This is a genomic window from Chitinophaga sp. ARDCPP14, assembly GCF_051362515.1.
Lineage (GTDB): Bacteria > Bacteroidota > Bacteroidia > Chitinophagales > Chitinophagaceae > Chitinophaga.
The window spans coordinates 1-22,237 of the sequence record NZ_JBKIXB010000013.1 but is presented as its reverse complement, the minus strand read 5'-3'; the positions used below and the strand labels follow the sequence as shown (position 1 = coordinate 22,237).

19 protein-coding genes are annotated in these 22,237 nt (G+C 46.6%); 6 read left to right on the top strand and 13 right to left on the bottom strand.

From position 1 onward, the window contains the following. The first annotated feature begins 55 nt into the window (after positions 1-55). Together ACLHR0_RS27300 and ACLHR0_RS27295 are read left to right on the top strand one after the other, a co-directional pair. Entirely contained in the window at positions 56-2,338 is a 2,283-nt protein-coding gene (locus ACLHR0_RS27300) for a GH92 family glycosyl hydrolase (RefSeq protein ID WP_436490908.1), read from the top strand. A gap of 96 nt (positions 2,339-2,434) precedes the next feature. After that, positions 2,435-3,151, top strand: a complete 717-nt coding sequence (locus ACLHR0_RS27295; protein ID WP_436490906.1) for a GNAT family N-acetyltransferase — start codon at positions 2,435-2,437, stop codon at positions 3,149-3,151. 68 nt (positions 3,152-3,219) lie between these two features. Here ACLHR0_RS27295 and ACLHR0_RS27290 read toward each other — a convergent pair whose 3' ends face one another. The 8 genes from ACLHR0_RS27290 to ACLHR0_RS27255 form a co-directional block, all read right to left on the bottom strand. Beyond that, positions 3,220-6,633, bottom strand: a complete 3,414-nt coding sequence (locus tag ACLHR0_RS27290; RefSeq protein ID WP_436490904.1) for a ThuA domain-containing protein — start codon at positions 6,631-6,633, stop codon at positions 3,220-3,222. Positions 6,634-6,642: 9 nt separating this feature from the next. After that, the gene (locus ACLHR0_RS27285; RefSeq protein ID WP_436490903.1) at positions 6,643-7,386 is read right to left on the bottom strand and encodes a ThuA domain-containing protein; all 744 of its coding nucleotides are present in this window, start codon (positions 7,384-7,386) and stop codon (positions 6,643-6,645) included. 133 nt (positions 7,387-7,519) lie between these two features. After that, the gene (locus ACLHR0_RS27280; RefSeq protein WP_429044246.1) at positions 7,520-8,242 is read right to left on the bottom strand and encodes a 3-keto-disaccharide hydrolase; all 723 of its coding nucleotides are present in this window, start codon (positions 8,240-8,242) and stop codon (positions 7,520-7,522) included. Between the two features lie 29 nt (positions 8,243-8,271). After that, complete coding sequence (locus ACLHR0_RS27275; protein ID WP_370911085.1) at positions 8,272-8,685, bottom strand: c-type cytochrome; 414 nt, start codon at positions 8,683-8,685, stop codon at positions 8,272-8,274. A gap of 54 nt (positions 8,686-8,739) precedes the next feature. After that, complete coding sequence (locus tag ACLHR0_RS27270) at positions 8,740-9,795, bottom strand: sugar phosphate isomerase/epimerase family protein (protein ID WP_370911086.1); 1,056 nt, start codon at positions 9,793-9,795, stop codon at positions 8,740-8,742. A gap of 3 nt (positions 9,796-9,798) precedes the next feature. Continuing rightward, entirely contained in the window at positions 9,799-10,962 is a 1,164-nt protein-coding gene (locus ACLHR0_RS27265) for a Gfo/Idh/MocA family protein (protein ID WP_429044241.1), read from the bottom strand. A 23-nt stretch (positions 10,963-10,985) separates the two neighbouring features. Beyond that, positions 10,986-12,269 (bottom strand): MFS transporter, encoded by a 1,284-nt coding sequence (locus tag ACLHR0_RS27260; RefSeq protein ID WP_370911088.1) that lies wholly within the window; start codon positions 12,267-12,269, stop codon positions 10,986-10,988. Between the two features lie 359 nt (positions 12,270-12,628). Further along, positions 12,629-12,811 carry a hypothetical protein gene (locus ACLHR0_RS27255; RefSeq protein WP_429044238.1) on the bottom strand — a complete coding sequence of 61 codons (183 nt, stop codon included), beginning with the start codon at positions 12,809-12,811 and terminating at the stop codon, positions 12,629-12,631. Positions 12,812-13,254: 443 nt separating this feature from the next. On the opposite strand from ACLHR0_RS27255, the gene secA reads away from it, so the two are divergent. The 4 genes from secA (at position 13,255) to ACLHR0_RS27235 (ending at position 18,960) form a co-directional block, all read left to right on the top strand. Next, entirely contained in the window at positions 13,255-16,578 is a 3,324-nt protein-coding gene (secA, locus tag ACLHR0_RS27250) for a preprotein translocase subunit SecA (RefSeq protein WP_429044233.1), read from the top strand. Between the two features lie 86 nt (positions 16,579-16,664). Continuing rightward, positions 16,665-17,330 carry a deoxyribose-phosphate aldolase gene (gene deoC, locus ACLHR0_RS27245; RefSeq protein ID WP_370911090.1) on the top strand — a complete coding sequence of 222 codons (666 nt, stop codon included), beginning with the start codon at positions 16,665-16,667 and terminating at the stop codon, positions 17,328-17,330. 30 nt (positions 17,331-17,360) lie between these two features. Then, complete coding sequence (locus ACLHR0_RS27240; RefSeq protein WP_436490899.1) at positions 17,361-17,801, top strand: SPOR domain-containing protein; 441 nt, start codon at positions 17,361-17,363, stop codon at positions 17,799-17,801. Beyond that, positions 17,785-18,960 carry a M20 metallopeptidase family protein gene (locus tag ACLHR0_RS27235; RefSeq protein WP_429044228.1) on the top strand — a complete coding sequence of 392 codons (1,176 nt, stop codon included), beginning with the start codon at positions 17,785-17,787 and terminating at the stop codon, positions 18,958-18,960. Before ACLHR0_RS27240 ends, ACLHR0_RS27235 begins: the two co-directional genes overlap by 17 nt. Positions 18,961-19,103: 143 nt before the next feature. On the opposite strand, the gene ACLHR0_RS27230 is transcribed toward ACLHR0_RS27235, so the two are convergent. From ACLHR0_RS27230 to ACLHR0_RS27210, 5 genes are all read right to left on the bottom strand, one after another. Then, a complete protein-coding gene (locus ACLHR0_RS27230; RefSeq protein WP_436490897.1) occupies positions 19,104-19,763 on the bottom strand; it encodes a hypothetical protein in 660 nt (219 codons plus the stop codon). Between the two features lies 1 nt (position 19,764). Further along, positions 19,765-20,136, bottom strand: a complete 372-nt coding sequence (locus ACLHR0_RS27225; protein WP_429044223.1) for a GntR family transcriptional regulator — start codon at positions 20,134-20,136, stop codon at positions 19,765-19,767. 12 nt (positions 20,137-20,148) lie between these two features. Then, positions 20,149-20,964, bottom strand: coding sequence for a hypothetical protein (locus tag ACLHR0_RS27220; protein WP_436490895.1), 816 nt, complete (start codon positions 20,962-20,964; stop codon positions 20,149-20,151). Positions 20,965-20,971: 7 nt separating this feature from the next. Beyond that, positions 20,972-21,805 (bottom strand): ATP-binding cassette domain-containing protein, encoded by an 834-nt coding sequence (locus ACLHR0_RS27215; protein WP_429044218.1) that lies wholly within the window; start codon positions 21,803-21,805, stop codon positions 20,972-20,974. Between the two features lie 341 nt (positions 21,806-22,146). Then, positions 22,147-22,237, bottom strand: a 91-nt coding sequence (locus ACLHR0_RS27210) for an IS3 family transposase (RefSeq protein WP_436491133.1), incomplete at its 5' end; no start/stop codon positions are given.

Genomic DNA, 22,237 nt, shown 5'->3' with positions numbered 1-22,237 from the left:
ATCAACAAAATCAGCGTAATCCTGAATAAGACAACCTCCGCTAAAATCAACCGCTATGAGGAAACTACTTTTACCTTTACTCTTCTTTCCATCCCTGTGCGCAATGGCACAGGAGAATGTAATACAATATGTGAAGCCGATTACCGGCACACAGCGGATGGGCCACACCTATCCGGGCGCTACGGTGCCTTTTGGTATGGTGCAGCTTAGTCCTGAAACCGATACCATTCCTTACGAAATGAATGGGAAGTATAACCCCGATGTATATAAGTATTGCGCGGGTTATCAGTATGAAGATAAAACGATTGTTGGCTTCAGTCATACCCACTTCAGCGGTACCGGCCATTCCGACCTGGGTGATTTTCTCATCATGCCTACCGTGGGCGCACTGCAATTAAACCCCGGCACGGCAGATCATCCTGAAAGTGGCTACAGATCTAAATTTTCCCATAGCACGGAAATAGCGGAGCCTGCTTACTATAAAGTGAAACTGGAAGATGATAACATCCTCGCAGAACTTACCGCCAGCAACCGCGTGGGATTTCACCAGTATACTTTTCCCGGTGCCGGCCAGGCGCATATCATCCTGGATATGATGTCCGGTATTTACAACTACGACAATAAAAACGTGTGGACCTTTATCCGGGTAGAAAATGATACCCTGATCACCGGGTTCCGCCAAACTAACGGTTGGGCACGTACGAGAATAGAATATTTTGCCATGACCTTCTCGAAACCCTTTGTTCAGTACGGGCATCAGAATTATGCCAAAGATGTGTACAAAGGCTTCTGGAGAAAGTTTGACCAGTCGAAGAACTTCCCGGAAATGGCAGGAAAACAGATCCGCGCCTATTTCGACTTTAAAACAACACCCGGTGAAAAGGTCAAAATTAAATTTGCTTTATCTCCGGTCAGTACCGAGGGCGCACTGAAAAACCTGCGGGCGGAAATTCCGGGTTGGGATTTCGACCAGGTAAAACGCGATGGACAGGCACTTTGGACCAAAGAGCTGAATAAAATTCATATTGAATCAAAAAGCCGGGAAGAGAAAGAAAACTTCTATACCGCCATGTACCATGCCTTCATCAACCCTACCACTTACATGGATGTGGATGGACAATACCGCGGACTGGATATGAACATTCATACCGCAAACGGGTATACGAACTATACTACCTTTTCACTCTGGGATACCTACCGGGCATTGCACCCGCTGTTTAATGTGATCCAGCCTAAACGGAATGCCGATATGATCCAGTCGATGCTGAATCACTATGAACAAAGTGCACAACACATGCTGCCTATCTGGTCACATTATGCCAATGAAAACTGGTGCATGATCGGCTATCACAGCGTGTCCGTTATTGCTGATGCCATCATGAAAGGCAACGCTCCGTTTGATGTGAACAAAGCACTGGATGCATGCGTAACGACGGCGCGTCACCGCACTTACGACGGATTGGAATATTATATCGACAGGGGTTATGTACCGGAAGATAAAAACGGTTCTTCCGTTTCCAAAACCCTTGAGTATGCATATGACGATTGGTGTATTGCACAGGTAGCTAAGAAATTAGGGCGGACAGATCTCTATGAAGAATTTATTAAACGTTCGCTGAATTATAAGAATGTATACGATTCCAACACCGGTTTCATGCGTCCAAAACTGAACGACGGTACCTTTAAAGCTAACTTTGATGCGCTGCAAACGCACGACCAGGGCTTTATTGAGGGGAACGCCTGGAACTATAGTTTATATGTGCCTCACTACCCCGATGAAATGATTGCCATGATGGGTGGTAAGAAACAATTTACCATTCACCTCGATTCCCTGTTTACCATGGAATTGCCCGATAAATTTTTTGCTGAAACAGAAGATATCACCCGCGACGGTATTATCGGTAACTACGTTCATGGCAACGAGCCTTCGCATCATGTGGCCTACCTGTATAACTGGACCGGCTATCCGTGGAAAACACAGGAGCGTGTACGCATGATCCTGAAAAAGATGTACCACCCGGGGCCTGATGGTCTTGGCGGTAATGATGACTGCGGACAAATGAGCGCCTGGTACATTTTTACCACACTGGGCTTCTACCCGGTTTGTCCTGGTTCCGACCAGTATTCACTGGGCAGCCCGGCTATTGATAAGGCAACGCTGCAGCTGGAAAACGGCAAAACCTTTGTAGTAGATGTAAAAAATCAGGGTGATAAAAATGTGTATGTACAAAAGGTATTGCTCAACGGCACGCCGTTGAACCGTTTGTATATCACCCATGCGGATATCATGAACGGCGGCACCATCACTTTTTATATGAGCGCCAAACCAAAGAAATAACAAGAGTGCCCAATCAGACAACTGGCTGTTTCCGATTACGGAAGCAGCCTTTTTTATGCCACCATATTCCTATCTTGGCGGTAATAAATAACAAAAATGATTGCTATTGTTAAAGCAAATATCAACAACCTGATTGGTGTATGGCGTATAGCCAGCACCCCTTTCAACGCCTGTGTAGAAACGCCGGATTTCAGCTGGTGCAGTGTGCCTGGCCTGGAATGGCCCAATAAACTGTGGTTTAATGGAGATATTACGGAAGAAGTAATGCGAACGGCACTGGATAGTATTCCTTCCGGCAAAATGGTTATCCCTTATTGGAATGCTACCGGGGAAGAAATTATTATCGCGCAGGGAGGGATAAAGGGTTCTGAGCAGGCAGGGATGTCGTTGAAACTGGAACGGCCGTTCCGGAATGAGAACAGGCTGTTGTTCCGGGCAGTTAATACCCTTGCAGATGCTGCGTTGTGGGCGGGAATTTATCCACAGGCATTCGGATACAGCATTGATCAGAAAATCCTGGAAGCTACGTATAGCAATCTCCGTTATTATCTTGCCTTGCTGGACGGACAGCCGGTAGGCACTGCTATCCTCCATCTTGAAGATGGTATTGCCGGTATACATGGAGTGGGCGTGATTCCGGAAGCGAGAAGAAAAGGATTTGCCAATGAAATTATGGCGTTTGTACTGAATGAATCCCTGGCGCTGAATGCACGCTATGCCACGCTGCAGGCCTCACAAATGGGGAAAGGCATATACCTGGACATGGGATTTGAAGAACAGTTTGTTATCAGGAATTATGCGGTGCATAAGTGAATTTGTCTTATAAAAAGAAAGGGGAACTCTTATACAGAGCTCCCCTTTCTTTTTATAAAAAACTAGTGTTATGGATGCAGGGTAAATGACACGATACCCAACTGTACTGTTTGCGCCGCATCAATTGCTTTGTAGCGGAAATACAGGTTGTGTTTCTTGCCGTCTGTTACCGGGGTAAAGTTGAAGTTCACCTTGTTCGGAACTTTTGGTTGTGCACCCGGACCAATGGTCACTTCACCCAGACGGGTGCCGTTGGCATCATCCAGGAATGCTTCAACTATAAAGCCGGATTGTGGTGTTTCCTGTACCAGGTAAGCGAGTTCGATACCGCTTACACCCGTCAGATCCAGGTTGTTGTAAGTGGCCCATCCTGCTGTGTTAGAAGGAATAAGGAACTTCGTACCATTTACAGCGAATACCGCCATGCCATCTGCTTTGCTGAAATCTGCCGCCGCCAGTTTGGGGCTGATCAGTTCTGCAGAAGCAGTGCCGGTGATAGGCTTAATGCCAGGACCACCCTTATCGGTATAGCTGGCCAACAGGTACAACACACCGTTGTCTTTTGGTTCGCCGCCCAATGTAGGGTTGACGCTGCCGGTTACGGGCAGGGATGGTACCTTAGGTGCATTGCCACCGATGGAATAAATATATTCCACCAGTTGTTTTGCTTCACCCACAGAGATGCCTGGATGTGCAGACATGGCTGTTTCGCCCCATACGCCGCCACCGCCGTTGATGATCTTTTTAGCGAGCATTTCAGGTGCGGCAGGATCGTCCTTATACTTTTCTGTTATTTGCTTAAAAGAAGGCCCGATAGATTTTTCGTCCGGCTTGTGACAGGTTTTACAATCGGATACTTCCATGATATTTTTACCGGCAATAGCACCGGTAATGATCTGGTGTCCCTGTGGTTGCGCTGCTTTGTCACGACCTTCTACATAGTCCGCCTTTACAAAAATGTTATTGGCGTCCAGTTTACCATCTGCAGAATTGCCATCTTCCTTATCCGAGATATTAACCGCATACTGGATGGGTTTACCGGGGAAGTAGAACATCTGGTTACCGGTAATATTGATCTTTACATCAGGTGTTTCATTACCGGCGTAGAGGTCAATGGATTTGCTCTTTGTTTTGGCGCCTTTATCATCTGCCACTTCCACAAATACAGGATATTCACCTGCAGCGCTGTAGGTGTATTCTACACTCGGTTCAGTGGTTTCTTTCTTTGTGCCATTGCCGAAATTCCAGAGGTAGGTGAGTTTATCGCCATCAGGATCTTTGGATCCTTCTGCGGTTAATTTCACTTTAAATGGTAAGCCGCCGGTGGTGCGCGTAGCGTGTATATTAGCTACAGGTGCGCGGTTGCCGCCATTGAAATCAATGCGGGAAAGACCTGCATCTGCATTTTTGCTGAACCATCCGTTACCATATTCGAGGATATACAGGCGGCCGTCCGGACCCATTTCCATATCGATGGGTGCGTTCAGCTTGGTGTTAGGCATAAACTTTTCCATTTTGGAGAAGTCGCCGTTCTTATCCATGGTTACGGCCATTATCCATCCGCGGATCCAGTCGTAGATAAACAGTTTATCGTTATAGTAATCCGGGAAACGGGTTTCTTTCGGATAAAATTCGCTGTGATAAATGGGGCCTGCCTCTGCGTTACGGCCACCACTACCTACAATCGGGAACTCATCTGATTTCGCATAAGGATACCAGATGAAGGCGGGAGTAGCCGGTGGCAACTCTCTCAGACCGGTATTGTTGCGGGAATCATTGATCGGTTTCAGCGGATCAAAATAAGGACCGCTTTCACCTGTTTCATAATTATATTGACGGTAAGGTTTATTGTTGGCAATAAACATCGGGTAACCGAAGAAGCCGGGCTTTTTCGCCTGGTTTACTTCATCGTATCCTCTCGGCCCTCGCAGGGAGTCGTCGTTATTGGCATCCGGCCCTACTTCTCCCCAGTATACATATCCTGTTTTCTGGTCTACCGACATCCGGTAAGGGTTACGGGTACCCATTGCATAAATTTCAGGACGTGTGCCTTTTGTACCTTTCGGGAACAGGTTACCGTCCGGAATAGTATAGGAGCCATCTGCTTCTACTTTGATACGGATGATTTTTCCGCGGAGATCGTTGGTGTTCGCAGAACCGCGGCGGTCATCATACTGCAGGTGACCGGGACGGTCATCTGTAGGACCGTAGCCTTTGCTCACATATTGCTGTCCGGGTTCGTCAAACGGCGTGGTGTTGTCGCCTGTGGATAAGTACAGCAGTCCGCCTGGCCCGAATGCAATAGAACCGCCGGTATGGCAGCAGATATCACGCTGGGAGTAAAATTGCAGGATTACTTTTTCAGAAGACATATCCAGTTTGTTGTTTTCAAATTTGAAACGGGACAAACGGTTTACGGAAGTATCTACCGGTGAATACATCGCATAGATGTAGTGATTGTTTTTAAAGTCGGGATCTGCGGCAAGGCCGAGGAATCCTTCTTCTGCATTTACCTTTGGTACATCGGTGTGGTGATATACTTTGAGGAAACCTACCTGTGAAAGTTTCTTTTCTGCTGCATTGTAGAGCATCAGTTCCCCGCGGCGTTGCGCCACCAGGATATCCAGGTTAGGGAGTATAGCCATTTCCGTTGGTTCGAAGAACTCACCGGATACCAGCACATTTTTGGTAAAGCGGTCTTCTTCCGGTACACGCAGCGTTTTAGCGGCGCTGTAGTCAAGTACCTGGTTTTTACCAATGGCGTATTTGATACCGCCGGCGAGGTGTTTCAGGAACAGGCTGTCGGTATAAGATTCTTCCGTATGACCAAGACCGGTATAAAAAGCGCGGCCACCATCATAATCGTGATACCAGCTGATAGGGTGATTGCCGCCCATAGTACCGCCCTGGTACGACTTTTCGTCCAGTTTCAGCAGCACCGTAGTGGTGGTATCTACATTTTTATAATTATACCACTCGTCGGTATGTTCCCATTTTTCCGGGAGTCCTTCTGTAGCGGGAAAAGATTTTTCAATTACATCAACTATAGCTTTATGAACGCCCGGAGGATGGCTCTGGAACCATGCACCGGCGAGGTGGTTATACCAGCCCCATTCGTATTCGGTGTCGGCTGCGGCGTGTACGCCTACATAACCGCCACCTGCCTGGATATATCTTTCGAAATCGGCTTCCTGGTAGTTATTGAGCACATCACCGGTAGTGCTCAGGAAGATAACGGCGGCATATTGCGCCAGGGTATCTTCATTAAATTTAGCGGCGTTTTCTGTAGTGTCTACATCAAATCCGTTTTCCAACCCCAGTTTCTGAATGGCTTTAATACCAACAGGGATGGAGCTGTGACGGAAGCCGCTGGTTTTGGTAAATACCAGTACCCTGGGTTTACCGGGGCGTGATTTTTTACAGGCTGCGAGACCAACAACAACGAGTGCCAGCAGCAAAAAAATTCTGAGAGTATGTTTCATTATTACGGATTATTTTTTGGGTTTCCAGTTGCCGATGGCGTATTCAATGCCACCCAGCAAATGTTTCAGATATACGGGGTCCTGGTAAGCTTCTTTCACATGGCCCATTTCGGTATAAAAGGCGCGGCCTCCTTCAAAGTCGTGATACCAGCACATAGGATGGTTATCACCATTTTTGCCACCGGTATAGCTGGATTCATCAATTTTGATGAGCACATGTACGTCGGGGTTAAGATCTTTGAAATTGTACCATTCGTCTTTGCGGATCCATTCGTCCGGTAAATCTTTTGTAGCCGGATGATTATGGTCCACTACTTTGAGGGTAGCTGTTTGCTGGCTCGGATGACTCAGGAACCAGGCGCCTGCCAGTTTGTTATACCACGGCCAGCCGTACTCCGTATCTGTAGCTGCGTGGATACCCATCCATGCACCGCCTTTGTGGATATAGTTCTGAAAAGCCACCTGTTGAGCGTCGTCGAGCACGTCGCCGGTGGTGCAGCTGAAAATGACGGCTGCATACTTTTTCAGGTTGTCGGCAGTAAAGGCACTGGCATCTTCAGTAGTGTCTACTTCAAAGCCATTTTCCTTTCCGAGTTGCATAATAGCTATTTTGGAAGCGGGAATGCAATCGTGCCGGAAGCCTTTTGTTTTTGAGAACACGAGCACCCTTTTGGTCTTGTGTTTATGCTTTGCCTGCACGGAAATGGTGCCGGCGAGGAGCAAGAGTGTAATAAACGCGGTTAATGCTTTCATCTTATTTTACGTGGGAATGGAAATGAAAAAATTCAGAGAAGCAAAAAGCAAAAAGCTACTGAAGTATTGAGATAAGCGAGCGCCCATCTCCGCTTCAGTAGCTTTTTGCTTAATGCCTTTGCGCTATCGGAAATTAAAGAACTCTTATTTTGATATTACGGTACCATACATCATCGCCGTGATCCTGCAGGGCGATATGACCTTTCGCGTGTTTGCCGAACTCTTTCCAGTCGTGGAATTTGCTTTTTGCCACCAGTGCATCCCATTCAGGTGTGCCCATGGTAGTTTCAGCAGTTTTCACGCCATTGAGCCAGAGGGTCAGGTGACCATCTTTCTTCGTTAATTTGGCGGAATTCCATTCACCAACCGGTTTGGCTGGCCTGGTAGAAGCTTTGATGAGATCGTATAATTCACCCGCATTGTGTTTGGGGTTTTTACCATCGGGATGGCCGGCATCATCAATTACCTGCATTTCAGGACCGGAGAGGTAAGTTTGGCTTAAAGAAGGATCTTCATGAACGCTGAAGATAAGACCGCTGTTGCCGCCGGGAGAAATTTTCCATTCGTAACTCAGCTCATAGTTTTCGTATTCTGCGTCAGTAACGAGATCTCCGCCGGGTGCGCCATTCTTTTTGGCTTCCTGGTTCAGGCCAATCGCACCATCAGTTACGCCCCATGCGGGACTGGCTGTGGATTTCAGGTAAGTATGCCAGCCTTTGGTAGAAGTACCATCGAACAGGAGTACCCATCCTTGCTTCTTCTCCTTCGCTGACAGGGTATTTAATTTCTGGGCTTTTACTGCGGTGGTACCGAGAACGGCAGCTACCATCAGTGCACCCATGATTAATTTTTTCATTCAGGATGATTGAGTTTATGATAAATCAATTATTTGCCAATAGATAAGATATAGCTTACCATTTCTTTGGCATCTTCTTTTGAAATCTGTGGGTGTGGCAACATGGCTACTTCGCCCCAGTTACCTGAACCGCCTTTGATTACTTTATCGGCCAGTTTTTCCACATTCTCCGGTGTGTTAGGATACTTGCCTGCAATGTCTTTCAGGGCAGGTCCTACCACTTTCATTTCTTCTTTATGACATGTTTTACAATCGCTTTCAGCCATCAGTGTTTCGCCTTTGCTTACTGGTTTGTTGGCATTTGGCGAAACCATTGAATTATCTGCTGCTGGGCTTTCATGAGTGCTAACGCTGTCTGCGTTTTCTGCTTTTTTCTCACCACCTCCGCAAGCTGCAAAGAATAATACACTTAATACGAGCGGCGCCAGATATCTCTTTCTCATTTGTTGATTTTTTTATTTGGTTATTGTTTACTAACGATCGGTGGATTGGTTGGCTTACAAGCCTAATATTCTTTTATTGAAGGCATCATCTGTACCGCCTCCTGCAAAGTCATCAAATGCCTTTTCAGTGACACGGATTATATGATCCTTGATGAAGGGGGCGCCTTCTTTAGCGCCATCTTCCGGATGTTTAATACAACATTCCCACTCCATAACGGCCCAGCCGGCAAAATCGTATTGCGCCATTTTACTGAAGATGGATTTAAAGTCTACCTGGCCATCGCCCAGAGAGCGGAAACGGCCCGGACGATCGATCCATGCCTGGTATCCGCCGTAAACGCCGGAGCGGCCGGTGGCGTTGAACTCTGCATCTTTTACGTGAAAGGCTTTGATCCTTTCGTGGTAAATATCGATATATTCCAGATAATCGAGGCATTGCAGCAACAAGTGACTTGGATCGTACAGCAGGTTGGCGCGTGTATGGTTACCGGTGGCTTCCAGGAAGCGCTCAAAGGTGATACCATCGTGCAGGTCCTCTCCCGGGTGAATTTCATAGCAAACGTCTACACCGTTGGCATCAAATTCATTGAGGATCGGGAGCCAGCGTTTTGCCAGTTCAGCAAAACCTGTTTCCACCAATCCTGCCGGACGTTGTGGCCACGGGTACATCGCCGGAGCCCACAACAGGGCGCCGCTGAATGTGGCGTGGGCATTGAGGCCCAGGTTACGACTGGCTTTCGCAGCATACTTCAGCTGATTTACCGCCCACTCCGTGCGTGCCTGGATATTATTGTGATATTGTGCAGGCGCAAAGCCGTCGAACATCTCCGTAAAAGCAGGATTTACTGCTACCAACTGCCCCTGCAGGTGTGTGCTCAGTTCGGTGATTTCAAGCCCGGCTGCATTAACAATGCCCTTGATTTCATCTGCATAGGTTTTGCTTTCAGCAGCCTTTTGCAGGTCTATCAGGCGCGTTTCCCAGGTGGGGATCTGTACTCCTTTGAAACCAATGGAGGCGGCCCATTCACAGATAGATTTCAGATTATTGAAAGGCGCTTCTTCTCCCATGAACTGCGCCAGAAAAATACCAGGTCCTTTTATCGTTTTCATATGCTATATCTCGAAGTTAGTCCATTTAGCATCGCTTTGTGAAGAGCGTACTACGTTATCGATGAATGCCATACCGCGTACGCCTTCTTCTGTACCCGGGAAATCCAGTGATTCCGGGGATGGCTGAACACCATCGATCTTTGCAGATAGCGTTTGGGCGAAGTTGCGGTACAGGTTACCGAATGCTTCCAGGTATCCTTCCGGATGGCCGCCCGGCGTGCGGGTGTTGTGGGTCATGTAAGACGACTGGAAATTGTATCCGCCGCCTGCGCGGTAAATTTCGGTTGGTTTATCCAGCCATTTTACCAGGAGGGTATTAGGCTCGTGCTGTGCCCATTCGAGGCCACCCTTTTCGCCGTATACACGGATCTTCAGGGCGTTCTCTTCACCGGCTGCCACCTGCGATGCCATTAATACGCCGGCAGCGCCGTTGTCGAAGCGGAGCAATACTGCGCCGTCGTCGTCCAGCGCGCGGCCTGGAACCATAATGTTGAGATCAGCGCACAATTTTTCAATTTTAGCGCCGGTGATATATTCTGCCAGGTTTGCTGCGTGGGTACCGATGTCGCCCATACAGCCGCTTTTACCTGATTTTTTCGGATCTGTTCTCCAGGCTGCCTGTGCGTTGCCTTCTCTTTCACTGAGTTTGCTGAGCCATCCCTGCGGATATTCCACCCATACTTTGCGGATTTTGCCCAGCGCACCGTCTTTCACCATCTGCCTGGCTTGTTTTACCATAGGGTAGCCGGTGTAGGTATGTGTAAGTAAAAGCGTTAAACCGGTGGCTTCTACTTTTGCTTTTAATTGTTTGGCTTCATCGAGGGAAAACGTGATCGGTTTTTCGATAACTACGTTGAAACCCAGGTCCAGCGCCATCATGGCAGGTTCAAAATGGGCGAAGTTTGGCGTAACGATGGTTACGAAGTCCAGCCGCTTCTCTGCCGGCATTTTCGCTTCATTTTCCAGCATGGTTTTAAAATCGAGATAGGTGCGTTCCGGATCGAGGAACAACATTTTACCTGATTCCACTGCTACGTCGTTATTAATGCTGAGGGCGCCGGCAGTCAGCTCAATCAGTCCGTCCATATTGGCTGCAATACGGTGAATTGCACCAATGAAGGCATCCTTACCGCCTCCTATCATTCCCATTCTAAGTTTCCGTGTCATATTTACAATTATCGTTTTATAATTTATACTATTTGAACGTGTGCTTTTTCTACTTTTTTGCGGCTGCGCATGTAAAAGAAAAGTCCTGCGAAAGCCACTATCAGGATAACGGGTATTACTAGGGTGGCGTTAATGATTTCCGGACCGGCTACTGCGGTGGCCTGACTGAAAGCGGTAGCTTCAGCAGAACCGGGGGCAGCGGAGCGGTAAGCATCCAGGGATGCACCGGCAGGCAGTTGTTTTACGATGATACTATCATAGAACCCGCCCATAAAATACATGTATACAGATACGGCAAACATACCGGCGCCGCCCATCAGGTTCATGCCCAGTGCACCTGATTCGGGGATATTTTCTGATATAAAGCCCAGCATGGTTGGCCAGAAATAAGTAACGCCCATACCAAAGATAAAGGCCGCCACAAATACCATGTTGCCAGATACATGAGAAAGTAAATATAAGCCCAAAGCGGATAAAATCGCAGAAATAAGTAAAACGCCGGTAGGAGAAATTTTATGCACCACAGGGCCGGCGATGCCTCTTCCAAGTACCTGTACACCTGCAGTTAATGCCAGTATGAGGATGGAATTTTCGGTTACATTTTTCAGTAATACTTCAATCCACTGTCCGGTGAAAAGCTCTGTGATGGCAGTGCCAAACATCAGGATAAACATCACAATAAACAGGGGGCTTAATACAGATTTGTACATCTGCGCAGAAGATACGCCGGATGCCACTCTTTCTGTAACAGGAAACTCAAGCTTCATAAAAAGATAACCATAGATCAGGGTGGGGATCACCATAGTGGCTACCTGCAGCTGCCAGCTGAGGCCAATTTTGGTAAGTAAAAATACCAGCAGGGTACCCACTACGATACCGCCGGGGAACCACAGGTGAAAGTGATTCAGTTTGGTGGTTTTGTTGTCGGGGAAAATAGTGGCCACGAGCGGATTACACGCCGCTTCCACGGTACCGTTGGCCATCCCGATAAACAGGGTGGAGATGAACAGCGACCAGAAGCCGTTCGCAAATACCGTTAGCACAATACCCAGCAGGTGCAGGATAAAAGCTGCCAGCAGTAACCGTTTCATGCCTATGGCATCTACAATGAATCCTCCTATAATCACTGCCAGCGGGAATCCCCAGAAAGCAGTTCCCGCAATGATGCTCAATTGTTTGGTATCCAGGTGGAACTCAACGCCTAAGCGGCTTAATATTCCGGCACGGATGCCAAAGGATAATGATGTTACCAGTAGCGCCATACAGCTTGCTACGAACAATTTTTGCGGCTGAATTGCATTTGCCATAAACGTGGATATTTGTGTAAATAAGTTAAAACGGCTATTAAACCTTTAAATTTATAAAAAGTATTTTCATATTTCCATCTTTTTATATGGGCGATGGGCATTTTTTTTGAAAATTTTCTTTTCTGACGCTGACCAGCAATCCCAGCGGGGAGCTGGTCGCAGATCCCCCGTTTGGCTGGTCATATTTTATGATAAGCGGTTTGCGGGGAAAGTGCCGGAATGCCCCGGGTAACACGATAATAAGGCTAACAGTGGCATCAGCCGCAATTTCGTACAGGCGTTGGCGAAAGATATAACGGGAACATCCGGTTAGAAAGCCAGGGCTTAATGCGTTGCAAAATATCCTGCCGGATCTTAGCTTACAGCCACGGATATCCATGCACCACGCCGTGTACTGGTATTTTGGCAGATATAAGCCTGAGCCCTCCCGGCAGCAATACTGCCAATTTGGGCGCTGCGCTATAAACAAATAACCGGCAGCTGGCTGATTGGCTGCTTTCCTGCGACAGTCCTATATTGTACGAAGCCATTTTCCAGGGCATTGCCGGCCGTGGTTTGTTGTATTACTTCCGGAAATTGGCTTGGTATGAGATTTACTGCCCTTAAAAATGGCAGGACTGGTTAGTAAAAAGAATACAGGGTATCCGGCCGGAGTGGCTATACCACTAACTTTTTCCGCTGATATGAAAGATATGTTAATTGATAATGGCAAAATGCAAAATCCCTTCAAAATCCCCCTTGAATCACCGAATTTATTCCTACTTTTACAGGCCTTGCCGGGGCGGGCTGTAAAACTGACACCTTGACAGTTCGTCTTTAACAAGCACAATATTTGAGTAATCTGGATGCCGTCTATCCAACTGACGAAGCCCGCAGCCTTTGTGCCACAGGCTGATGAAGCAGAAATCTATCAACTGATACACGCTGCCTGGATGGGATCAGGTTACAATAAATAGAAATCGTAATTCGTAATTAAACATTTAACATGTTAGGTTTTTTATCAAAGCTATTTGGAGGGAATAAATCAGAAAGGGATATTAAATCCATCTCTCCGGTGGTGCAGCAGATTAATGAGGAGTACGAAAAACTACAGTCCCTGCCTATCGATGACCTCCGCCATAAAACGCAGGAATTCCGCGCACGTATCGCTGAGCATCTTGCCACTATCGATAAAGAAATAGCGGAAAAACAAGCCAGCGCAGATGAAGAGGAAGATGTAACTGTAAAGGACACGATATACCAGGAAATAGATATTCTTAAAAAAGACCGTGACAAGCAACTGGAAGTAGTACTGAAAGAATTATTACCCGCCGCTTTTGCAGTAGTAAAAGAAACTGCCCGCCGCTTTACCAATAACACCACGCTGACTGCTACCGCTACAAACCTGGATCGTCAGCTCGCTGTGAGAAAGGATTATGTGACCATTGAAGGCGATAAAGCCATCTGGAAAAACAGCTGGAGCGCAGCCGGCAGCATGGTTACCTGGAACATGGTACATTATGATGTACAGCTGATTGGTGGTACCGTACTGCACCAGGGTAAAATTGCCGAAATGGCAACAGGTGAAGGTAAAACCCTCGTATCTACACTCCCTGCTTATCTCAATGCGCTGGCAGGACAAGGCGTACATATCGTAACGGTGAATGATTACCTGGCACGTCGTGACTCCGAGTGGAACGGACCTCTTTTCGAATTCCTCGATATTACCGTAGACTGTATCGATAAGCATCAACCCAATACACCAGACCGCCGTAACGCTTACCTGGCGGACATTACGTATGGCACCAACAATGAATTCGGTTTTGACTACCTCCGTGATAACATGGTACACAACCCCGATGAAATGGTACAACGCAAACACCATTATGCCATGGTGGATGAGGTGGATAGTGTACTGGTAGATGATGCCCGTACTCCGCTGATCATTTCCGGCCCTATCCCCCGCGGTGAAGAGCAGGAATTCCACGCATTAAAACCACGTATCGAATACCTGGTGGAAATGCAAAAGAAAGCAACCAATCAATATCTGCAGGAAGCAAAGAAACTGATTGCAGAAGGTAAAGATGATCCTAAAACCGGTGGACTGGCCCTCATGCGCGCCTGGAGAGGCTTGCCAAAGAGCAGTGCACTGATCAAATATCTCAGCGAACCTGGTAACAGGGTATTATTACAAAAAGCTGAAAACTACTACCTGGCAGATCAGCAACGCGAAATGCCAAAAGTAGATGAAGGCCTGTTCTTCGCTATCGAAGAAAAACAAAACAGTGTAGATCTCACTGATAAAGGTATTCACCTGATCACCCAGGGCGGAGAAGATGCTAACTTCTTTATCCTCCCGGATGTGGGAACTGAACTGGCCGAAATTGAAAAGCTGCCGCTGACACCAGAAGAAAAACTGCAGCGTAAAGATGTACTGCTGCAGGACTTTGCCGCTAAATCAGACCGTATCCACTCCGTGCAGCAGCTGCTGAAAGCCTATACTTTATTTGATAAAGATGTGGAGTATGTGGTAATGGACGGTAAGGTAAAGATCGTGGATGAGCAAACCGGCCGTATCCTTGATGGACGCCGTTACTCAGACGGATTGCACCAGGCAATTGAAGCAAAGGAAAATGTAAAAGTGGAAGCTGCCACCCAAACATTTGCCACCATCACCCTGCAGAACTTCTTCCGTATGTATCATAAGCTGGCCGGTATGACCGGTACAGCATCCACTGAAGCCGGTGAGCTCTGGGAGATCTACAAACTGGATGTGGTAACCATTCCTACCAACGTTCCTATTTCCCGTGTAGATGCGGAAGATCTTGTATACAAAACAAAGAGAGACAAATACAAAGCAGTTATCGAAGAAATCAAGCAGCTGCAGACAAAAGGACGTCCTGTACTGGTAGGTACTACCTCTGTGGAAGTGTCTGAATTGCTGAGCAAAATGCTCACCTTCGAAAAAGTGCCGCATAATGTACTGAATGCGAAGCAACACGCCCGTGAAGCACAAATCGTTGCGGAAGCAGGTTTGCCCGGAGCAGTAACCATCGCCACCAACATGGCGGGTCGTGGTACGGATATCAAGCTCGGACCTGGCGTGAAAGAAGCCGGCGGGTTAGCCATCATTGGTACAGAAAGACATGAAAGCCGTCGTGTTGACCGCCAGCTGCGTGGTCGTGCCGGTCGTCAGGGTGATCCGGGAACTTCACAGTTCTTCGTTTCCCTGGAAGATGACCTGATGCGTATGTTCGGTTCAGAACGTATTGCCGGCCTGATGGACCGTATGGGCTATAAAGAAGGAGAAGTGATCCAGCACAGCATGATCACCCGTTCCATTGAAAGAGCGCAGAAGAAAGTAGAAGAAAATAACTTCGGTATCCGTAAGCGTTTGCTGGAGTATGATGATGTAATGAATAAACAGCGTACGGTGATCTACGCAAAACGTAATCACGCCCTGTTTGGCGAACGACTGGCAATAGACATCGATAACGCTTTCTACGATGTAGCGGAAAACATGGTGTCTACCCACAAAGCCAGCGGAGATTATGAAGCATTCAAGATGGATGCGATCATGAACTTCTCCATCGATACAAAAATTACCAGTGAAGAACTGGCCAAGACAGATATTCCTAACCTGGCCAACAAGCTGTATTTCGAAGGAAAAGATAACTATACACGTAAGGTAAATGATCTTATCAGTAATACTTTACCGGTAATAGAACGTATCTACCAGGAACAGGGCCACCAGATCGAAAATATCTCTATACCATTTACAGATGGTAAAAAAGGTATCAACGTACTGGCCAACCTGCAAAAGGTAGTGGAAACAAAGGGACATGAAACCATGAGCGCCCTGGAACGCAGCATCACCCTGGCTTTGATTGATGAGTCGTGGAAAGAGCACCTGCGTGCAATGGATGACCTGAAACAATCCGTACAGAGTGCCGTATACGAACAGAAGGATCCTTTGCTGATCTACAAATTTGAAGCATTCAACCTGTTCAAGGCGATGGATGGTGAAACCAGCCGCGATATCGTTTCCTTCCTGACCAAATGCGGTATCCCCGTAAGCAACCAGGAACAGGAAGCTGCTCCGGAAATCCGGGAAGGCCGGGAAGAAAAAACCGATATGAGCCGCATGCGTGCTTCTCATGAGGAACTGGCGGAAAACGGCAGTCACCAGAACAGCGCCCCTGAAATTCAAACGGCTGAAGAAGTAAAAGCAGAGCCTATCCGCCACCAGGGTCCACAAATAGGTCGCAATGATCTTTGCCCATGTGGTAGCGGTAAAAAATACAAACAATGCCACGGTAAGAACGCCTAAGCGCACCTGCCTGGAAATGATATCAGAACGGATTACGGCAACGTAATCCGTTTTGCATTAATTTCGCCTTGTAATCAAGTAAATGAATGATGGAGATTAACCGCTATATAGACCATACCGTATTGAAGCCCACCACCACGCTGGAAGACGTTAAACAGTTGTGCATGCAGTGTGTGGAGTACGATTTTGCAGCGGCCTGTGTGCCCCCGTTATATGTGAAGCTCGCCAAACAATTCCTGGGCGCTACCAATACCAAAATAGCCACGGTGATCGGCTTCCCTTTCGGTTATTCCGCTATTGAAGCCAAAGTAGCCGAAACAGTACTGGCTATTGTAGACGGCGCCGATGAACTGGATGTGGTGATCAATATCTCTGCTATCAAAAATAAAGATTGGGAATACCTGGAAAAAGAGATCGCCAATATCATGTACCTGGTGCGGGAAAAGAATAAAGTCATTAAGATCATCATTGAAAGTGGCATATTATTGGAAGAAGAAATTGTGCAGTGCTGCCAGCTGTATGCGAAATATGGCGTGGATTTTATGAAAACGTCTACAGGATATGCAGAAAGAGGCGCTACCGTAGAGGCAGTAAAGCTGATGCGGGCTAATTTGCCGGCTAACATACAAATAAAAGCTTCCGGAGGTATTCGTACCTTTGCTTTTGCGAAAGAGCTGATAGATGCCGGCGCTACCCGGATCGGGGCCAGTGCCAGTGTGAACATAGTAAAAGAAGGCAAGGAAGCCCAGTAACGATTATTCATAGTTAATTATACCGTATTCATGCAAAAGTTATTCATCCTGGTGTGCTGTCTGTTGGGGAATGGTGTGGCCATGGCGCAGGACAATGCAACCGCCGGCAACGGAAATGTGAGAGTGGTGAAAGATAGTCGTTTGGACGCGCTGATTAAAAAACAGATCTACATTAACACCCTGGCCATCCGCAACCAGTCCGGTTTCCGGGTACAGGTAATTTCTACCAACAAACGCGGCGATGCCAATGAAGCCAAAGCAAAAGTAATGCAGCTTTTTGGCGACTACCGCACCTATCTCGATTACCAGGCCCCGTATTTTAAAGTGCGCGTAGGCGATTTTAAAACCCGTGAGGAAGCATCTGAATTACGGGACAAATTATCCGACCTGTTTGCAGGTGGTGTATTTGTAGTACCCGCCATTATTAACGTGTCACTGGATAAAGAACTATCGAATGAAGAACCGTATTAAAGAGCTGGCAAAAGCATATGCCCCTGAATTTACTGCCATCAGGAGGCATCTGCATTCCCACCCCGAATTGTCTTTCCAGGAATTTGAAACCACTGCTTATATACAACAGCAGTTAACCGCGTTCGGTGTTCCTTTTAAGGCTGGTATTGCCGGTACCGGCATCATCGCGCTGATAGAAGGAAAGAACCCCGCCTCCAAAACCATCGCGCTGCGTGCTGATATAGATGCATTGCCCATCACTGAAGCCAACGATGTGCCCTATAAATCTACCAACGTGGGCGTAATGCATGCCTGCGGGCATGATGTACATACTTCGGTGGTACTGGGCGCTACCAAAATATTGAATGAATTAAAAGAGGAGTTTGAAGGCACCATTAAAGTGCTGTTTCAGCCGGGTGAAGAGAAACATCCCGGCGGCGCCAGCATCATGATTGAAGAAGGCGCTCTTGAAAATCCCCGCCCCGACGCCATCCTCGGATTGCATGTGCATCCTTCCATGGAAGCCGGTAAACTTGGATTTCATGCCGGTAAGTATATGGCTAGTGCAGATGAAATTTATATAACCATCAAAGGAAAAGGCGGCCATGCCGCGCAGCCACATCTTACGGTAGATACCATCCTGGTAGCCTCTCAACTGGTAGTAAGCTTACAGCAGATTATCTCCCGTAACAACAATCCTTTCTCCCCCTCTGTATTATCAATCTGTGCTTTCAATGGCGGATTTACTACCAATGTGATTCCCAGCGAAGTAAAGCTGATGGGTACTTTCAGGGCTATGGATGAAACCTGGCGTTTCAAAGCGCATGAGCTGATACGCAAACAGGCCACCGGTATTGCCGAAGCGATGGGCGCCGGAATTGATATTGAAATATTGGTAGGCTATCCTACTTTATATAATAATGAAGAAGTAACCACGAAAGCCCGTGGCTTTGCCACGGATTACCTGGGCGCCGAAGCAGTGGGGGATACCGAAATCAGGATGGGTGCGGAAGATTTCGCCTTTTATTCACAAGTGGTACCGGCGTGCTTCTTCCGGCTGGGTACCGGCAATACAGCCCGTGGTATTACTTCCGGTGTACATACGCCCACTTTTGATGTAGATGAACATGCGATCGAGATAGGTATCGGAACGATGGCCTACCTAGCTACGCAGTTTTAAAGAAAGATAACAACTTTAAAAAGATATAACAGCAACGTCCCGATAGAAATCGGGACGTTCATTTTTAACACAAAAACTTGTTATGTAATTTAAAACCGGCTGAAAAACCGGTTTGTGCATTGATAGAATTTATTGCTAAATCTTTAGTTAATCCGTTTTAAACTTTGTAAGGACCTGCCGGTTATATTCAGGTTGTCTAAACTATCCACGCTGAATTCTCCCGACTGATACGGTGCATAAAAATACAGTGAGCCATGTTTAGCCATCGTTACTTTCACCGAGTCCAGAATATTATCTTCATTTACTTCAAGCGTATTGTTTTCTCCTCCCGTAAAGGCAAAAGAATTGATTTTTGTATTGATCACAAAAGTCCGCAGACTTTTACCTGCATTGATTTCCAGCTTTGGCGATTTAACGTCCGAAATCGTCAGGCTGTAATCACTTTTGTTGTCGATATAGCCGATAGCAGGAGCATACAAGGTGATGTCACGCGCCTTATTGATCGCTACGTAAAGTGTGTCGCCCGACATATCATAAGTAGCGTTCTTATAGAATTCGAGACTGTATTCCGGCGATTCACGCACATAGATAGTAGCTTCGCCATTTGCAGTAGTGTTCTTCAGTACCAGCGCTTTGAAAGCAGGTACGGTCACTTTTGCATAATCCGGATCCTTTTGTGGCTGGTAGTTCTCTGTATTGGTGATGCCTTTATTGTAATTGGCTTTTAGTATAATGGCAGAAAACAGCATGAGTAACACTAGTACCCCTGAAAAACCTATTAGTAATTTATGGCTGATTTTCATGTTAGTTGAAATTTGATTTTTTGAATTTCTCAAAGTGAGGTTTCAGTTCATCGAGATCGAGATCGAGCAGGTACATACTGCGGAAGAAACTTGGCAATTCGTTCCGGATAAAAGCATCTTTTTTGAATTGCTTTATTTTCTTCACTGCATCTCCGCTGATAAAATAGCCGATCCCTCTTTTATTCTGAATAATTTCCTGTTGCTGCAGGAGCTCGCAGGTGCGCATCACTGTATTGGGATTTACTTCCAGCGAAACCGCCAGTTCCCTTACAGAAGGAATACGTTCTTCCGGCTGCCATTTGGTAAGCAATATCTGTTCGCAGATATAATCCGCGATCTGTATGTATATTGCCTGTGTATCTTTGAATTCCATTTCGCTAAGTTTTTAAATTTCTTGATCCTTCAACCGGAAATAAGCAATGGTCCAGAGTACAGGGGCTATCACAAATTTTATTATAAACAGGTAAGTGTTTTGCAGCCATTCTGGGATCAGGTATTGTGTAGTGTGCCATGAGGTGGGCCCGCCTTCCAGGCTCGAGACCAGCAGGAATGGTACCGATCTTTTCCAGAAGTCGTGCCCGAATCCGAAAATCAGGGTAACGATAACACAGTTAATAAGCCACAATGCAAATCCTAATACAAAAATCGATAACACTGTTTTGATAAAGCTGTACTTATGGAAGTAGGTGGCGCCGAGTAAAAATGCCGCGTGCAGAATAATATAGCCGTAATAGATATATACTTTTTCTTTGGGATCATCCAGGAACGCATAGTTGTTAACTATTCCCCTGCCAAATGCCGCCAGTTGTACGCTTTCAATAATTTTAAAGCTGAGGTAACAGCTGATATGATAAAACAACAGGTAGCCTATGCCGGTAACCAGGAACAATGTGATGAACTTTTCAAACTGCGAAGCAGGTAACATCAGGAAGTCTACGCCCTTTTCCTTGCTGCCCAGTTCATTAAAAGCCCTGCTGGTGAACAGCAATCCGCAAAAGAACATGCCGGCGTAATAAAAGCCTACAATGTCGCTCGTTTGGCGGAAAGGTTCGCGGGCCACCAGTATCGTTAAAAGCGCGATACCTGTCATCAGCCCGAATACGGCAAGCATGCCCATTCCGTAGAAGCGGTAATGATCGGTAAAGTGTTTTTGCAGGTATAACTGCATACGACGAACATTAAATACGTTGTTTGGTTGCATGTGTGGATCAGTTGAATATTTCCTGGATAGGTTTATGATTGGTGAGGATCGCGTTGAACAGCAGTTCCATATCTATTTTACTTTGTTCCTGGCCTGCGTTGCGGGTAATGATGGTATGTCCGCGCAGGTTGCTGTCGGCGAAGAGGACACCGGTTGTTTCCTCGATCCTGCTCACGGTTTTGAAGCTCAATTTGTCTGTCACTGTTTGTACATCTTCCCGGAAAATAATTTTGTGGTCATCAATGATCACGATGCTATCGATGAGATTATCCAGGTCGCGTACCTGGTGGGTGGAAATCACAATGCATTTTTCGTCGCTCACTGCGGCGGCAATCACTTTACGGAACTGGCTTTTGGAGGGGATATCCAGGCCATTGGTGGGTTCGTCCATGATCAGGGCTTTGGTGTTGGCGGCCAGGGCAAAACTGATCAGTACTTTTTTCTTTTGTCCGTACGACATTTCCGTCAGCTGCTGGTCTTTTGGAATTTCAAATTCCTTGAGATAGTTGTAAAACGCGGCCTCGTCGAAGTTGGGATAAAAAGGGGCGTAGGTATTTACATATCTTTTCACACTTACTTTTGGGAGATAGAATTCTTCCGGCACCAGGAATATCTCCCGGAGGAAGGCGGGTTGTCTTTTGGCAGATGGATAGCCCATCACCTCACAGGTGCCGCTGTCGGGGAATAGTAAGCCGGCCATTTGTTTGAGGAGCGTGGATTTGCCCGCACCGTTTTTTCCAAGCAAACCATAAATATGTCCTGCTTCCAGCCGTAGCTGTAAGTTTTCAAACAGGGGTTTGTTTTTCCGGTAGCTGAATGTCAGGGATTGGATGTTAATCATATCTTGTGGTTTAGTGTACTACTTAACTAGTACACTATAAAGATAAGGGTATATTCCGGAAATCAAAATAAATGCAGCGATTTTTTTTGCGGGCCGCTTTTGCCTTCGGCGAAGCGGAAATTGTCTTGGCTCAGGATTACGCTGATTATACTGATTAGCTGGATTTTTACTTTTTTGGATTTTTGGGATTTTATAAAGGATCAGGGGAGATAGAAGCGGATTTTGTGTTTCTCGCTGATTACGCTGATTTTTACTTTGGATTTTTTTCTGATTTTTAGATGTAATAATAAAGGGAGATAAAAGCGAATATGTACTGCTCCCCAAAGTTTAGACTTTTTTGATTAGGCGGCTTGAGTTCGATATTGTATTGGACTCAAGCCATTTAGTTTTAATTTGATTCTATCGTTATTATAATATTCTATATATTCTCGA